The organism is Pseudomonas cistanchae, assembly GCF_054483635.1.
On record NZ_JBTLWN010000003.1, the window covers coordinates 172,819 to 188,471 of the forward strand.

General features: G+C 59.4%; 17 protein-coding genes. 2 read left to right on the forward strand and 15 right to left on the reverse strand.

Features of this window, described 5'->3' with window-relative positions; all coding sequences use genetic code 11:
• The 8 genes from pabC to ACX0MV_RS10885 form a co-directional block, all read right to left on the reverse strand.
• The gene (gene pabC / locus ACX0MV_RS10850) at positions 1–816 is read right to left on the reverse strand and encodes an aminodeoxychorismate lyase (RefSeq protein WP_458982519.1); all 816 of its coding nucleotides are present in this window, start codon (positions 814–816) and stop codon (positions 1–3) included.
• A complete protein-coding gene (fabF, locus tag ACX0MV_RS10855) occupies positions 816–2,060 on the reverse strand; it encodes a beta-ketoacyl-ACP synthase II (protein ID WP_458982520.1) in 1,245 nt (414 codons plus the stop codon). Before fabF ends, pabC begins: the two co-directional genes overlap by 1 nt.
• Positions 2,061–2,163: 103 nt before the next feature.
• Positions 2,164–2,397 (reverse strand): acyl carrier protein, encoded by a 234-nt coding sequence (gene acpP, locus ACX0MV_RS10860; protein ID WP_058066290.1) that lies wholly within the window; start codon positions 2,395–2,397, stop codon positions 2,164–2,166.
• A gap of 192 nt (positions 2,398–2,589) precedes the next feature.
• The gene (fabG, locus tag ACX0MV_RS10865) at positions 2,590–3,333 is read right to left on the reverse strand and encodes a 3-oxoacyl-ACP reductase FabG (RefSeq protein ID WP_458982521.1); all 744 of its coding nucleotides are present in this window, start codon (positions 3,331–3,333) and stop codon (positions 2,590–2,592) included.
• A 14-nt stretch (positions 3,334–3,347) separates the two neighbouring features.
• Positions 3,348–4,286 (reverse strand): ACP S-malonyltransferase, encoded by a 939-nt coding sequence (gene fabD / locus ACX0MV_RS10870; protein ID WP_458982522.1) that lies wholly within the window; start codon positions 4,284–4,286, stop codon positions 3,348–3,350.
• Positions 4,287–4,389: 103 nt separating this feature from the next.
• The gene (gene plsX / locus ACX0MV_RS10875; protein WP_458982523.1) at positions 4,390–5,403 is read right to left on the reverse strand and encodes a phosphate acyltransferase PlsX; all 1,014 of its coding nucleotides are present in this window, start codon (positions 5,401–5,403) and stop codon (positions 4,390–4,392) included.
• A 3-nt stretch (positions 5,404–5,406) separates the two neighbouring features.
• A complete protein-coding gene (gene rpmF, locus ACX0MV_RS10880) occupies positions 5,407–5,589 on the reverse strand; it encodes a 50S ribosomal protein L32 (RefSeq protein ID WP_025167420.1) in 183 nt (60 codons plus the stop codon).
• A 13-nt stretch (positions 5,590–5,602) separates the two neighbouring features.
• Positions 5,603–6,130 carry a YceD family protein gene (locus ACX0MV_RS10885; protein ID WP_458982524.1) on the reverse strand — a complete coding sequence of 176 codons (528 nt, stop codon included), beginning with the start codon at positions 6,128–6,130 and terminating at the stop codon, positions 5,603–5,605.
• Positions 6,131–6,237: 107 nt separating this feature from the next.
• On the opposite strand from ACX0MV_RS10885, the gene ACX0MV_RS10890 reads away from it, so the two are divergent.
• The gene (locus tag ACX0MV_RS10890) at positions 6,238–6,816 is read left to right on the forward strand and encodes a Maf family protein (protein WP_458982525.1); all 579 of its coding nucleotides are present in this window, start codon (positions 6,238–6,240) and stop codon (positions 6,814–6,816) included.
• Positions 6,817–6,865: 49 nt separating this feature from the next.
• Here ACX0MV_RS10890 and sppA read toward each other — a convergent pair whose 3' ends face one another.
• The 3 genes from sppA to rluC are packed head-to-tail and all read right to left on the reverse strand — an operon-like array spanning position 6,866 to position 9,477.
• Positions 6,866–7,846, reverse strand: a complete 981-nt coding sequence (gene sppA / locus ACX0MV_RS10895; RefSeq protein WP_458982526.1) for a signal peptide peptidase SppA — start codon at positions 7,844–7,846, stop codon at positions 6,866–6,868.
• Positions 7,836–8,531: an HAD-IA family hydrolase gene (locus ACX0MV_RS10900; RefSeq protein ID WP_458982527.1), complete on the reverse strand. Its 696-nt coding sequence runs from the start codon at positions 8,529–8,531 to the stop codon at positions 7,836–7,838. The genes sppA and ACX0MV_RS10900 overlap by 11 nt, the downstream gene beginning before the upstream one ends.
• A complete protein-coding gene (gene rluC / locus ACX0MV_RS10905; protein ID WP_458982528.1) occupies positions 8,524–9,477 on the reverse strand; it encodes a 23S rRNA pseudouridine(955/2504/2580) synthase RluC in 954 nt (317 codons plus the stop codon). The genes ACX0MV_RS10900 and rluC overlap by 8 nt, the downstream gene beginning before the upstream one ends.
• A 566-nt stretch (positions 9,478–10,043) precedes the next feature.
• Between rluC and rne the strand changes: the two genes are divergently transcribed.
• Positions 10,044–13,055, forward strand: a complete 3,012-nt coding sequence (gene rne / locus ACX0MV_RS10910; RefSeq protein ID WP_458982529.1) for a ribonuclease E — start codon at positions 10,044–10,046, stop codon at positions 13,053–13,055.
• 113 nt (positions 13,056–13,168) lie between these two features.
• On the opposite strand, the gene murB is transcribed toward rne, so the two are convergent.
• Genes murB through ACX0MV_RS10930 form a run of 4 tightly spaced genes read right to left on the reverse strand, consistent with a single transcriptional unit; the run spans position 13,169 to position 15,599 of the window.
• Positions 13,169–14,188 carry a UDP-N-acetylmuramate dehydrogenase gene (murB, locus tag ACX0MV_RS10915; protein ID WP_458982530.1) on the reverse strand — a complete coding sequence of 340 codons (1,020 nt, stop codon included), beginning with the start codon at positions 14,186–14,188 and terminating at the stop codon, positions 13,169–13,171.
• The gene (locus ACX0MV_RS10920) at positions 14,185–14,649 is read right to left on the reverse strand and encodes a low molecular weight protein-tyrosine-phosphatase (protein ID WP_458982531.1); all 465 of its coding nucleotides are present in this window, start codon (positions 14,647–14,649) and stop codon (positions 14,185–14,187) included. The genes murB and ACX0MV_RS10920 overlap by 4 nt, the downstream gene beginning before the upstream one ends.
• Positions 14,649–15,413, reverse strand: a complete 765-nt coding sequence (kdsB, locus tag ACX0MV_RS10925) for a 3-deoxy-manno-octulosonate cytidylyltransferase (RefSeq protein WP_458982532.1) — start codon at positions 15,411–15,413, stop codon at positions 14,649–14,651. The genes ACX0MV_RS10920 and kdsB overlap by 1 nt, the downstream gene beginning before the upstream one ends.
• Complete coding sequence (locus tag ACX0MV_RS10930) at positions 15,414–15,599, reverse strand: Trm112 family protein (protein ID WP_458982533.1); 186 nt, start codon at positions 15,597–15,599, stop codon at positions 15,414–15,416. It abuts the gene before it with no gap.
• Between the last annotated feature and the right edge of the window lie 54 nt (positions 15,600–15,653).

Consider the following 15,653-nt stretch of genomic DNA (forward strand, 5'->3'; position numbering starts at 1 on the left):
TCAGCAGTCCAATAGATCGCGGGCAATGGCCTGCAGTTTACGGGTGAGCGGGCCAACCGACCAGTCGTGTGCTTGCAACGCCCGCACCGGCCAAACGCCATACAGGCTGTTGCAGACAAACACCTCATCTGCGGTCAGCAATTCATCGAGACTGCAATCACGTACTTCACACGCGATACCGAGAACCCTCGCCTGCGCCAACAACTCTGCGCGCATGACGCCGGCCACGCCGCAGCGGCTCAGATCCGGCGTCAGCAACACGCCATCCTTGCTCCAAAAGAGATTGCTGTAGACGCACTCGATTACCCGGCCGGTGGTGTCCCGCATCAAACCTTCGGCATGCTCGGCATCCTGCCATTCGGCGCGTGCCAATACCTGTTCCAGACGATTGAGGTGCTTCATACCCGCCAGCAAAGGCTGCTCAGCCAGGCGCGTGGTGCAGGGAAACAGACGCACGCCCTGCTCGGCATTGTCCGTTGGATAGGTGGGCTTTGGGCTGCCCTGCAGGATACGTCGTGCCTGAGATGCAGCCGGCAGCATATAGCCACGCATGCCGTCGCCTCGCGTCAGTATCAGCTTGGCGACGCCCTCATTCAGGGCTTGAGCAAAGGCAACCAGCTCCGCGCTCAGTAGCGCTAGATCGACTGAAAACTGCAGGCGCTGGCATCCCTCGGCTACACGCGCCAGATGCCGCTCCAATAACCTGGGTTTGCCCGCACTGACCGCGATGGTTTCGAACAGCCCGTCGCCATAGGCCAAGCCGCGGTCTTTGACGGACAGCAGCTCGGCCGGGATGCCGTCGACCCAACTCAGCATCAGTCGACGAACCGGCGAAACACCAGTGAGCCGTTGGTGCCACCAAATCCGAAGGAGTTGGAAAGCGCAACGTCGATCGGCATGGCCTTGGCCTGGTGCGCCACGAAATCGAGGTCACAACCTTGATCAGGCGTGTCCAGATTGATGGTGGGCGGAGCTACCTGATCGCGAATCGCCAAGATGCTAAAGATGGCCTCAACCGCCCCTGCGGCGCCGAGCAGGTGGCCGGTCATCGACTTGGTCGAGCTGACTGCGAGCTTATATGCCTGCTCGCCGAATACCGATTTCACAGCGGCGACCTCCGCTTTGTCACCGGCCGAAGTCGAGGTGCCATGGGCATTGATGTAGTGCACCTGAGCGGCGTTCACACCGGCATCACGCAGCGCATTGGTCATGCAGCGTGCCGCGCCTGCGCCATCCTCCGGCGGTGAGGTCATGTGATAGGCGTCGCCACTCATGCCGAAGCCAATCAGCTCCGCATGAATATGCGCACCGCGCGCCTTGGCGTGCTCCAGCTCCTCTAGGACCAGCGCACCCGCGCCATCGGAGAGCACGAAGCCGTCACGGTCCTTGTCCCAAGGACGGCTGGCCTTGGTTGGATCGTCGTTTCGGGTCGACAATGCACGTGCGGCAGCGAAACCGCCCAAACCGAGTCCGCAGGCCGCCATTTCGGCGCCGCCTGCAACCATGACATCCGCTTCGCCGTACATGATGTTGCGTGCGGCCATGCCGATGCAGTGGGTACCGGTGGTACAGGCGGTGGCGATGGCATAATTAGGCCCCTGTAAACCCAGGTGGATCGACAGGAAGCCGGAAATCATATTGATGATCGAGCCCGGTACGAAGAACGGCGAAATGCGCCGTGGTCCTTGCTCGATAAGCGACTTGCAGTTGTTCTCGATATTGGTCAACCCACCAATACCCGAGCCCATCGCCACGCCAATGCGCTCGCGATTGGCATCGGTCACTTCCAGCCCGGAATCCCGAACCGCCTGGAAGCTTGCGGCCAGGCCATATTGAATAAAAAGATCGAGCTTGCGCGCCTCTTTAGCGGACAAATACTCCTCGACATTGAAGCCTTTGACCGAACCACCAAATCGGGTGGAAAAAGCGGAAAGGTCCATATGTTCAAGCAGGCCGATACCGCTGCGCCCGGCCAAAATGCCCTGCCAGCTGCTCGGCACATCGTTACCCAGTGGCGACAACATCCCCATACCGGTAACCACGACGCGTCTACGCGACACAGCAATCTCCTCTAGTGTTCCACGCATGCAATGCGCTTAAAGAAAAGCCGCACCCCCTTACAGGCGTGCGGCTTTTCCGAATCGAGAAACTACGATTTAGCTATTACGCGTGAGCAGTAACGTAATCGATAGCTTCCTGAACGGTGGTGATCTTCTCAGCTTGCTCGTCCGGGATCTCGGTCTCGAATTCCTCTTCGAGAGCCATCACCAGCTCAACGGTGTCAAGAGAGTCGGCACCCAGGTCTTCGACGAAGGAAGCGCTGTTGGTGACTTCCTCTTCCTTAACGCCCAGTTGCTCAGCAACGATTTTCTTGACGCGTTCTTCGATGGTGCTCATACCTTGTTTTCACTCCTGTTGGAAAAATCCGGCAGCTAGTCTGCGGCCAAGTGTATATAAAGGGTTTTTAGCATTTCAAGCTGAATGCCGAGGAGCCGGAACCGCTTCAACGAACTGCCCATAAACCTGTTGCAGCTTTATAACGGATTTTAGACAGCGTCTATGACAGTTTTCCGAAGCCATCCGTCACATTTAGCTCATGTACATTCCGCCATTCACAGGGATAGTAGCCCCTGTAACGTAAGCCGCGCCATCAGAAGCGAGGAAAGCGACCACTTTTGCGATCTCTTCGGCCTGCCCCAGACGACCCAGCGGAATCTGCACTAACAGCGCGTCGCGCTGAGCTTCCGGCAACTCACGGGTCATATCGGTATCAATAAAGCCTGGCGCAACCGCGTTCACGGTAATAGCTCTGGAACCGACCTCGCGCGCCAGCGCACGCCCAAAACCTTCGAGCCCGGCCTTGGCCGCAGCATAATTCACTTGACCGGCATTGCCCATCGCCCCAACCACCGAGCCGATGTTGATGATGCGCCCGTAGCGCGCCTTGGTCATTCCGCGCAATACAGCCTTGGTCAGCCGATACAAGCTGCTTAGGTTGGTATTGATGACATCGAACCACTCATCGTCTTTCATCCGCAGCATCAGGTTATCGCGGGTGATACCGGCATTATTAACCAAGACCGACGGCTGGCCGATGTGTTGCTGGATGTGCTCAAGGGTACTGGTGACCGACTCGCTGTTGCTGACATCGAGTACCAGACCAGTACCTTCGATGCCGTGCTCCTTCAAGGTCGCGGCGATACGCTCGGCACCCGATTCGGTAGTTGCCGTACCGACCACCACAGCGCCTTGGCGCCCCAACTCCAGTGCGATGGCCTGGCCAATACCACGGCTCGCCCCAGTGACTAATGCGACCTTACCTTGCAAGCTCATTACGCTCTCCTTATTCAAGCCAGGGCCGCACAAGTGGCGGCGAAGGCATCAGGGGTATCCAGGTTATGGGTATTGATGCCTTTGACGCAGCGCTTGTTCAACCCTGAAAGAACCCGACCAGGGCCGCATTCAACCAGATCGGTTACACCCTGGCCTGCTAGGCATACGATGGATTCTACCCAGCGCACTGGACTGTATAGCTGCGCCAGCAAATTACTTTTCAGGTTATCCAGGTCCGCTACCAGAGCTGCGCTGACGTTCTGCACCAAAGGAATTTGTGGCGCCTGCCAGGCAATCGAAGCGACAGACTCCGCGAAGCGTTGCGCAGCCGGACGCATCAGTTCGCAATGCGACGGTACGCTGACCGGAAGCGGCATGGCACGCTTGGCACCACGCGCCTTGCAAGCGTCGACAGCGCGCGCCACCGCCGCAGCGCCGCCAGCGATGACGACCTGACCCGGAGCATTAAAATTCACCGCGCTGACTACCTCGCCCTGCGCCGCCTCGGTACAGGCGGCCAATACGTCGGCATCGTCCAGCCCCAGAATGGCGGCCATCGCCCCCTGCCCCGCCGGTACGGCCTGCTGCATCAACTGACCACGCAGGGCAACCAGCTTTACCGCTTCGCCAAAAGCCAGGCTGCCCGCTGCTACCAGTGCGGAATATTCGCCAAGACTATGACCTGCGACGAATGCCGGACGCGCACTACCTTCCGCCAGCCACAAGCGCCACAGGGCGATAGACGCCGTAAGGATCGCTGGCTGGGTTTTATCAGTTTGATTGAGGCGCTCTTCCGGTCCGTTCTGGACCAACGCCCAGAGGTCGTAACCGAGCGCGTCGGACGCTTCAGCGAAGCTCGAAACAATTATCGGGTACTGCGCGCCATGCTCAGCCAGCATCGTAAGCGACTGTGAGCCCTGGCCGGGGAAGACGAATGCGAGGGATGCAGACATAAAACGGGTCCCTAATGGTCTTAGTCGTCGGAGATATGCACGCCAGGCAAAGCCTGACGCACCAAACTGACAGTTGGATGGCAAGCCAACTGCTGCGGTCACATCACAGCAGCAGATCTTCCAAGCGTCCGTGCAGGCGCTGAGGAAGGTTCTCTTCGATTTCCGTAATTGCGCGGCCGATGGCGCTTTTGAACCCTTCGGGGCCGGCGGCGCCATGGCTTTTGATCACAATGCCCTGCAATCCGAGAAAACTTGCTCCATTGTGCTGAGCCGGTGCCAGGTCATCCCGCAAGCGGCTGAGGATGGGCAATGCCAGCGCACCAACCATGCGCGCGGCAAAATTCTGGGTAAACAGCGTTTCGATTCGGTCGGCGATCATCGAGGCAAGCCCCTCGCTCGATTTAAGCAAGATATTGCCAACGAAGCCATCGCACACCACTACGTCAGCCTCGCCTCGATACAGCCCATCACCTTCAACAAAGCCGATGTAATTGAGCCCCTTGGCCTGCTGCAACAAACTAGCGGCCAACTTCACCTGCTGGTTGCCCTTCACGTCTTCGGTACCGATATTGAGCAACGCGACCCGCGGCCTAGGTACGCCTAGCACCTCAACCGCAACGGAGCCCATGACCGCGAACTGATATAGATGCTCGGCGCTACAGTCGACGTTGGCGCCCAAATCCAGCAAATGGCAGGCCCCCTGCTGCGTGGGTATCGCCGTAACCATCGCCGGGCGATCGATGCCAGGCAGCGTCTTCAGGACATAACGCGACAACGCCATCAGCGCACCGGTATTGCCCGCGCTGACACACGCCTGCGCTCGGCCGCTGCGCAGCAATTCCAGCGCGACGCGCATCGAAGAGTCAGGCTTGGCGCGCAAAGCCTGAGCAGGACGCTCGTCCATGGCAATCACTTCGCTGGCATGCTCGATCTGCAGGCGCGATTGATCGATACCGGAAGCATGTTTAGCCAACAGATCTTTGATGAGGGGAGCTTGGCCGACAAGGACCAGATGAAGCGAGGGGTTATCAACCAAACAGGCGATGCTGGCTGGAACAATGCAGTGGGGACCGAAGTCCCCACCCATTGCATCAATCGCGATAACAGGGGCGGGCAAGATTTACTCGTCAGCGCCCTTGTCGATCACCTTGCGGCCACGGTAAACGCCTTCCGGCGAAACGTGGTGACGCAGGTGAACTTCACCCGTGCTTTTCTCGACGGACAATGCATTGCCTTCGAGAGCATCGTGCGAACGACGCATGTCACGGGCGGAACGGGATTTTTTGTTCTGCTGAACAGCCATAACTAATTAACTCCTAAACGTTTGGGTCACGCTTTAACTGCGCCAATACATTGAACGGGTTGGACCGCGTTACCTCGTCCTCGCTCGACTCGGGCTCATCGAGCCCAGCCGGTTGCTGGCAATCTTTAGGGTCATGAGCCGGGACAATGGGCAAGGCGAGCAACAGCTCTTCCTCAACCAGCGCCAGCAGATCCAATGGGTCTTCACCCAGCTCCAGCACGTCATAGCCTTCCGGCACGGACTGGGTATTCGCTCCTTCCTTCACCACGGCGTAATCACACTCGCTATGGATCGGCAGAGCGACCAGTTCCAGACAACGCTGGCATACCATTTTCACTTCAACATCGAGCTCGCTACGAATAACCACAGCGTTACGCTCGTCGCGCTCGAAGACGAACTTCGCGCGCACCTCACCTTGATTATCGGCAAGTGGATCGCAGAGTCGCGACAAATTGGCCAGCAGCAAATCACCTTCAAGGGTGGCGCCACGATCAGCTAACTTGCGCGGATCAACGTGAGGTGGAATCGGTGCATTCGACATAGGCGCCGCATTCTAGGGATGCGCCCCTCCCCTGTCAAAGGAAATTCAGCCTGTCCCGCGACTCGGCCAACAGCTAAAATCCCGCCTCCATATAAAAGGAGAAGCACATGCTGCCTCTGGTGCTTGCATCCAGCTCACCCTACCGTCGCGAGCTGCTCAGCCGCTTATGCTTACCTTTCATCTGGAGCGCACCGGACATAGATGAAAGTTGCCAGCCCCACGAACAAGCCGAAGCGCTGGTACGGCGCCTTGCCCACGCAAAAGCGACGGCGCTGTGCTCGAGCCATGACAATCATCTGATCATCGGCTCCGACCAGGTTGCGGTTCTCGACCAACAAATCCTTGGCAAACCCCACGAATTCGAGCGCGCTCGCGAGCAGCTGATGGCCGCCAGTGGCAGGACCGTCACTTTTCTAACCGGAATTGCCCTGCTGAATAGCGCCAATGGCACATGTGAAGTCGATTGCATTCCCTTCAGCGTGCATTTTCGCGCTCTTAGTGAGGCGCAAATCGTCCGCTACCTGCATGCCGAGCAGCCCTATGACTGCGCGGGCAGCTTTAAAGCCGAGGGACTGGGAGTCAGCTTGTTTCGCGGTACGGAAGGCACAGACGCGACCAGTCTGGTCGGCCTGCCTTTGATTCGCCTGGTGGAAATGCTCAACGCGGCCGGCGCCGAGATTCCCTGAGAAAAATGTCCGATACCTCGTTCGAGGCATCGGGCATAGTTTGCGGCTGTTAACGCAGTGTCGGTCCTTGGAACCCCATCCACAGGGCGATTTGCTCGCCTACGCTGGCGCCCAGCTTTTTCGCAAATCGGTCGATTGGGCTGTCCTGCACGGTGAAATCGACCATTTCCTTTTCACCAATGACTTCTCTTGCTACATAGCTTGCATTACCAAGGGCGTCGACCAAGCCTAACTGCAGCGCCTGCTCCCCGGACCAAACCAGCCCGGAGAACAACTCCGGATGCTCGTCGGCTTTCAAGCGGTCGCCCCGCCCCTTCTTGACGCTGTCGATGAACTGGCGATGGGTGGTTTCCAGCACCGTTTTCCAGAATTGCGCTTCTTCTTCCTTCGGCGGCTGGAATGGGTCAAGAAATGCCTTGTGCTCGCCAGAGGTGTAGACACGGCGCTCGACACCCAGCTTTTCCATGGTCCCCACAAAGCCGAAACCCGCCGCCGTCACACCAATCGAACCAACCAGGCTAGCTTTGTCGGCATAGATCTGATCCGCCGCGCTGGCAATGTAGTAAGCCCCTGAAGCCCCTAGATCACTGATTACCGCGTAAACCTTGATCGCAGGATACTCAGTGCGAAGGCGGCGTATCTCATCGTAGATATAACCCGACTGCACCGGACTGCCACCAGGGCTGTTGATGCGCAGAATCACGCCTTTGGTGTTGGTGTCCTCGAACGCCGCACGCAGGCTACCGACGATTCGGTCGGCACTAGCCGCCTCTTGGTCCGCAATCATCCCGCGCACCTCAATCAAGGCAGTATGAGCGGAGCTGCCGCCGCTGCCTTTCTGCAGACTCAGCATTGGCGAGAACAATGCCAACGCGCCAAACAGATAGATGAAGGTCAACAGCTTGAAGAAAATCCCCCAGCGTCGAGCCCTACGCTGTTCTTGCACGCCAGCCAGCAGCGTTGTTTCCAGCAACTTCCAGCTCTTGGCATCGCCCTCACCCGCAGCCGATGCCTTCCATTCATCCGACATATTCATCCGCCTCAACCCGTGGAATCTCTACGCACCGCTCTAGCCAGGCACGCAATTCATTGAAATGTTCGATCGCCAGAACCGGCGAGTGTGCGCGCAACGCTTTCAGCGGCTGGGCACCGTAGCCTACCGCAACGCAGTCGATACCCGCGCGGCGCGCCATCAGTAAATCGAAGGACGAATCACCGACCATCAGCGCATCCCGAGGCTCCACGCCAAATTGCCCGAGAATCTCTTCGAGCATCAGCGGATCAGGCTTGCTGGCCGTCTCGTCGGCACATCGCGTTGCGTCGAAATAGTCGAGCCAACCAAGCCCCTGCAAGACACGGTTCAGGCCGTGACGACTTTTTCCGGTCGCGACCGTCAGAACGTAACCCTGACTTCGAAATGCGGCCAGCGAGTCCTGCACACCCTCGAAGAAAGCCGAGGGCTGAGCCTCCAGTGCCAGATAATGAGCACTGTAATGAACCCGAAACTGCTCGACTCTGCGCGGATCGGAAAGCTCGGGGTGCAAGCTGCGGATAGCTTCTGGCAATCCCAGACCGATGATGCCTTTGACTTGCTCATCCGTGCGCCGCCGCAACCCGCAAGCGTCAGCTGCCGCATGCATGGACTCAACGATACGGCCTATCGAGTCAACCAGGGTGCCGTCCCAATCAAAAATCAGCAGCCGGTAGTCACGCACCGAGTCGCTCCACCGTTCGCCGCCACATTTCGTCAACCGGTGCTTCAAGTCTCAGCTCGCCACCTTCTGGCAGCGGCACCACCAGCTCATAGGCATGGAGAAACAAGCGTTTGCCACCCAACCCTCGAACCTCGCGGGTAAAGTCATCGTCACCGTACTTGCTGTCCCCAGCGATGCAATGCCCGGCGTGCTGAGCATGCACCCGAATCTGATGGGTACGCCCCGTTACAGGCTTGGCCTCGACCAAAGTGGCGAACTCGCCAAAACGGCGGAGCACCCGAAAGACCGTCAACGCTTCCTTACCTTCGGGATTGACCTCAACCATGCGCTCGCCAGAGCGCAAATTGCTTTTAAGCAACGGCGCACTGACCTGCTTCTTGGCAGTCGGCCAACTGCCACGAACCAGTGCCATATAACGCTTGTCCACGCCGTCGCCGCGCAAGGCCTCATGCAGGTGACGCAGCATGCTGCGCTTCTTGGCAATCATCAGCAGCCCCGACGTATCACGGTCGAGCCGATGCACCAGCTCCAGATCCTTGGCATCGGGACGCAACTGGCGGAACGCTTCTATCACCCCGTAATTCAAGCCGCTGCCGCCATGTACTGCTATACCGGCCGGTTTGTTCAGCACGATCAGGGCCTTGTCTTCATAGACAATTGCCGCTTCAAGCCGCTGCAACAGCCCCTGAGCCAACGGCTCAGGTTCGTCACGCTCGGCCAGACGCAGCGGCGGAACGCGAACGATGTCCCCGGCCTGCAATTTGTATTCGGGCTTGATCCGGCCCTTGTTCACCCGCACCTCTCCCTTGCGCAGAATGCGATAGATCAAGGTCTTGGGCACACCCTTTAATTGCGTGCGAAGAAAGTTGTCAATGCGCTGGCCGGCAAGTTCCGGCGCAACCTCAAGTAGCTGAACGCCAGAGGTCGTAGAGGTAGGATTCGTCATCGCGCAATCATAACAATTTTTTATGGAATTGAAGCACTTAATCATTACTGCTATAGTCGAAAACGCCGCCAAAAGCGGCCTGGTTTGCGGATGATCGCCAAAACTGCCATCCCCAACCAACGCAACCCTTTTAGGACGTGAGGCCGTCCGACGGGACTTTCGCCGCAACGCCGCGAATAACTCGGAAATAAAGCCTTATTCATAGACGCGTGACCATCCCCTTTGGATGGCTGCGATATTAGTCAACCCGCTGCGGATTTTCGCGAGCGGTACCCGATTTTCAGCGATACGTGTAGGGTGGAGATGTACAACTGTCGGTCCGCGTAGCAATCGCTTTACCAAGACGCTTTATCTCGTCCGCTACCGTTAGTTGATTCCTCCTCCTGACTTAGTGCTTTCTGTTTCAACAGCGAGCAGGAGACGTCTGTCGCGACCCAGCCCAACTGGCTGACTGTCGCTTGACCCTGAAACGATTTACGACCGTTTCTGACGCGCCTGACACCGACCCCTGAGAGTCGTGTGTACCGAACGCCGCTTCCAGCAGCACCGGAAACCGACGGTACTACATGAAAAGAATGCTAATTAACGCAACTCAGCCCGAAGAGTTGCGTGTCGCTCTAGTCGACGGCCAACGCCTGTACGATCTGGACATCGAATCGGGTGCCCGCGAGCAGAAAAAGGCCAACATCTATAAAGGCCGTATCACCCGCGTCGAGCCGAGCCTCGAAGCCGCTTTCGTCGACTTCGGTTCAGAGCGCCACGGCTTCCTCCCGCTTAAAGAAATCTCCCGCGAATACTTCAGCAAGGCGCCGGAAGGCCGCGTCAATATCAAAGACGTGCTCAAGGAAGGCCAGGAAGTCATCGTTCAGGTCGAGAAGGAAGAGCGCGGCAACAAAGGCGCAGCGCTTACCACCTTTATCAGCCTGGCCGGTCGTTACCTGGTACTGATGCCGAACAACCCGCGCGCCGGTGGTATCTCCCGTCGCATCGAAGGTGAAGAGCGCAACGAATTGCGGGAAGCGCTGAACGGGCTGGTCGCACCGAGCGACATGGGCCTGATCGTACGCACCGCGGGCCTGGGTCGCTCCAGCGAAGAGATGCAGTGGGACCTGGATTACCTGCTGCAACTCTGGACCGCCATCAAAGAAGCCTCGCTGGATCGCGCCGCGCCCTTCCTGATCTACCAGGAAAGTAACGTCATCATCCGCGCCATCCGCGACTACCTGCGCCAGGACATCGGCGAAGTACTGGTCGACAGCGTCGAAGCCCAGGAAGAAGCGCTGAGTTTCATCCGCCAGGTGATGCCGCAGTACGCCAGCAAGATCAAGCTGTACGAAGACAGCGTGCCGCTGTTCAACCGCTTCCAGATCGAAAGCCAGATCGAAACCGCCTTCCAGCGCGAAGTGAAGTTGCCGTCCGGCGGCTCCATTGTCATCGATCCAACCGAAGCGCTGGTGTCCATCGACATCAACTCGGCGCGGGCAACCAAAGGCAGCGACATCGAAGAAACCGCGCTGCAGACCAACCTGGAAGCAGCCGAAGAGATCGCTCGCCAACTGCGTCTGCGCGACATCGGCGGCCTGATCGTGATTGACTTCATCGACATGACCCCGGCCAAGAACCAGCGCGCCGTGGAAGAAAAAGTTCGCGAAAGCCTGGAAGCCGACCGTGCCCGCGTACAAGTCGGGCGCATCTCGCGCTTCGGCCTGCTGGAAATGTCCCGCCAGCGTCTGCGCCCTTCCTTGGCTGAAGGCAGCGGCATCGTCTGCCCACGCTGCAACGGCCAAGGCATCATTCGTGACGTCGAATCGTTGTCGCTGGCCATCCTGCGCCTGATCGAAGAAGAAGCCCTGAAAGACCGCACCGCCGAAGTTCGCGCCCAAGTGCCGATTCCGGTTGCAGCTTTCCTGCTCAATGAAAAACGCAATTCGATCACCAAGATCGAGCTGCGCAGCCGCGCACGTATCGTCATCCTGCCGAACGACCACCTGGAAACGCCGCATTTCGAAGTGCAGCGCATCCGTGACGACAGCCCTGAAGCCCAATCCACTCAGTCCAGCTATGAAATGGCTGCCACCGAAGTGGAAGAAGTGCAGCCAGCTGCCGCTACCCGCACACTGGTTCGTCAAGAAGCGGCAATCAAGGCGGCGCCACAGCGTCCTGCGCCGGTGCCTAGCGCTCCTGTCGTTGAACAGTCTGTCGCAGCCGAGCCGAGCCTGTTCAAGGGCCTGGTCAAGTCTCTGGTCAGTCTGTTTGCCGGCAAGGAAGAAGAAAAACCGGCCGTCATCGAGAAGAAATCCAGCGAACGTCAGCCGCGTAGCGACGAACGTCGTAACGGCCGTCAGCAGAACCGCAACCGTGGTGGTCGTCGCGATGAAGAGCGCAAGCCACGTGAAGAACGTGCGCCGCGCGAAGAGCGAGCCCCTCGCGAAGAGCGTCAGCCACGTGCACCTCGTGAAGAACGCACCCCGCGCGATGTCGTGGAAGTGCGCGAGCCGCAGGAAGTTCGTCAGTCCCGCCCGCCCCGTGAAGAGCGTCAGCCACGTGAGCGCAAGCCACGGGAAGAACGCCAGCCGCGCGAATTGCGCGAGCCGCTGGACGCCGCTCCAACAGCCGTAACTGCGCCCGCCGTTGCCAGCGAAGAAACACGCGGCGAACGTCCGCAACGCGAACCTCGTCAGCCACGTGCGCCGCGTGAAGAGCGTCAACCGCGTGCCGAGCAGGCTGTCACCGACGAAGAAGCGCTGAACAGTGAAGAACAGTTGCAGGACGACGAGCAGGACAGCAGCGAAGGTGGCGATCGCCCACGTCGCCGCTCCCGCGGCCAGCGGCGCCGTAGCAACCGTCGCGAACGTCAGAGCGATGCCAACGGCAACCCGATTGAAGGCAGCGAAGACAGCAGCGAAGAAAACGAAGGCAGCTCAAGCGAAGTGACAGCAGCCGTCAGCGCTGCAGCCATTGTGGTAGCGGCCGATGCGGCAGCTCAGGTCGAGCCTGCGGTCAGCGAACAGCCGGAAGCTGTCGCCGAACCTGCCCAGCCAGTCGGGTCATTCGCTGCCACACAGCCGGTTGAGCCAGCTGTTGAAGCAGTCGAGCCTCAAGCAGCCATCGATTTCAGCACACCCGCTGTGACTGAAGCCGAGCCAGTTATTGCTGAACCCGCGGTTGTTGCAACCGTTGAGGCACCCCAGGAGCAAGTGCAAGAGGACAAACTACAGACCGAGGTGGCAGAGCCCAAAGCTGAAGCCTTCGTTGCGGAGCCCGAACCCGAGCAAGCGCCTGCGGTAGCAGTTAGCAGCAGTGGCCGCGCACCTAACGATCCGCGGGAAGTTCGCCGCCGTCAGCGTGAAGAGGAGCGTCTGGCTCGCGAGGCTGCAAACGCCCCTGCTCAGGTGACCCCTGCGGTGGCTGAGGTTGCAGTGGAGTCGGTTGCTGAGAGCAATAACTTCAGCGAGTCTGACGCCAACCTCGACACTCCGGCGCCGGTAGCTGAAAGCTCATCTTTGGAAGAACTGCCAGCCAGCACCGCAGATAGCGAAACGCACAAGCAGCAAGACGACGAAGTGGTTAAGCCGTAAGGCAATACTGCTCGGCAATAAAAAGGGGATGCTTCGGCATCCCCTTTTTTATGGTTGAACGTTCAAGCGCGTTTTGGCCAGGGTTCAGCATTGACCGCAACGCGTAGCAGACGCTAAAGCACGTTGGGCTCTATCTCCAGGCTCACTGCGAAACGCTCGGCAATGTCGGCCTGTATGCGTTGCGCCAGCGCCAGTAACTCCAGGCCAGACGCTCCTCCATAATTGACCAGCACCAGCGCCTGCAGGCGGTGCACGCCCGCATCCCCCTCGCGGTAGCCCTTCCAGCCTGCACGTTCGATCAACCAGCCCGCTGCCAGCTTCACCTGCCCATTCGCCTGCGGATACGCCACCAGGTCCGGGTATGCCGCACGCAGACGTTGAGCCAGTTTTGCAGGGACCAGCGGGTTCTTGAAAAAGCTGCCTGCGTTACCCAATTGCGTGGGGTCCGGCAGCTTCTCCCGGCGAATCGAACAGATCGCTTCGCTGACATCCACAGCCGTCGGCGTCGCAATCCCCTGTTCCGCAAGACGCTGGCGTACCGGACCATAGTCCAGATGCAATTCAGCAGTTCGAGTCAGGGCAAAACGCACCCGCAGAATTATCCAACGCCCCGCTTCGCGCTTGAACAGGCTATCGCGATAGGCAAAGTCGCAGTCCGCCAAGGCGAACTCGCGCAGCTCACCGCTATGGCGGTCCAGGGCGGTCAACCCTGCAAAAACGTCTTTCAGCTCGACGCCATAGGCGCCAATGTTCTGCATGGGTGCCGCGCCGACCGTGCCGGGGATCAGGCTGAGGTTTTCCAGGCCGGCAAACCCCTGGTTCAAGGTGGTTTGCACGAAGGGATGCCAGGGTTCGCCTGCTTGCGCCTCGATCAGCACACGCTCGCCGTCATCCTGCAGGATGCGCACACCCCGGCTAGTGATACGCAACACCAGCGCCTCGACATTGCGTGTCAACAGCAGGTTGCTGCCGCCACCCAGCACGAGCAACGGCAGCTGCTGGTCGTTGGCGTAAGCGACTGCCTGGCGCACCTGATCATCCGTGCCCGCCTCGGCAAACCGCTGGGCCAAGACGTCTACGCCGAAGCTGTTGAAGGGTTGGAGCGAAACGTTGCTGCGTACCGCCAGTTTCATAGACGACCTTTGAGCTCGATAAGCAGGGCATCGCAGGCTTGCTCGATCAGGTCTAGAACCTGCTCGAAACCTTCCGCGCCTCCGTAATAAGGGTCTGGTACATCGTCCAGAGCCAGCTGATAACGCCGCAATAACAAGTCGAGCTCGACCGTTCCAGTGCCTGGATGCAAGCGTCTGAGGTGGCTCAGGTTGCTGCCATCCATGGCCAGGATCAGGTCGAAGCGGGAGAAATCCTCTGCGCTGACTTGCCGACCGCGCAGCATGGACAGCTCGTAACCGCGTTGGCGCGCCGCCATTTGAGTGCGGTGGTCCGGCGGCTTGCCGACATGCCAATCGCCGGTGCCTGCCGAGTCCACCTCGATGCGCCCCGCCAGCCCCGCTTCATTGAGCTTATGCCGCAGGACCGCTTCGGCGGTTGGCGAGCGGCAGATGTTGCCCAGGCAGACGAAGAGAATGCGCATCAGCCTTCCAGCAAACGGCGAACGCGATAGAGATCTTCCTGGGTATCGACACCTGCCGGCGGCGCCTGCAAGGCATCGGCGACATGGATACGCACCCCATGCCACAAGGCACGCAGCTGCTCCAGGCATTCGGTGTCTTCCAGCCAGCACGGCCCCCACGCCACGAAGTCATGCAGAAATTGCGCTCGGTAGGCGTAGATACCGATGTGCCGACGATAAGGCACGTTGGCCGGTAGCTGCTCGCGGCTTGCGGTGAAGGCGTCGCGTGCCCAGGGCAGCGGCGCGCGACTGAAGGTCATGGCCAGCCCCTGCAGATCGGTTGCTACCTTGACGACGTTGGGATTGAACAGCGCGGCGACGTCCTCGATCGGTTCAGCCAGCGTCGCAATCGCCGCTTGCGGATTGGCCGCCAGGTTGGCCGCCACCTGATCGATGATGGCCGGTGGAATCAGCGGCTCGTCACCCTGCACGTTGACCACTATGGCATCCGCCGCCAGCCCGAGGGCGGCGGCCACTTCGGCCAGACGATCGGTGCCGGAGTTGTGATCTACGCGGGTCAACAGCACTTCGGCGCCGAAGCCACGGCACGCCTCGACAATGCGCGCATCGTCGGTCGCCACCACGACTCGCTGCGCGCTGCTCTTGCTGGCCTGCTCCCACACGTGCTGCACCATGGGCTTGCCGGCGATAGTCTGCAACGGCTTGCCGGGCAACCGGCTGGACGCGTAGCGGGCGGGAATCACAACGGTGAAGGCTGTGCTCATTTATTTATCCAGACGCTCGTCGACATTGAGGGTACGGGCTTCGCTTTCCAGCATCACCGGAATGCCATCGCGCACCGGAAAAGCCAGGCCATCGGCCTTGCAGGTCAGCTCGCTCTTGTCGGCAGCAAGCTTGAGTGGCCCCTTGCACAGCGGGCAGGCCAAGATATCGAGTAGTTTCGGGTCCATGGAGAGTCCTTGAATAGAACAGTTGCAAGAGGCGAACGCGTGCCGGTGCCGGAA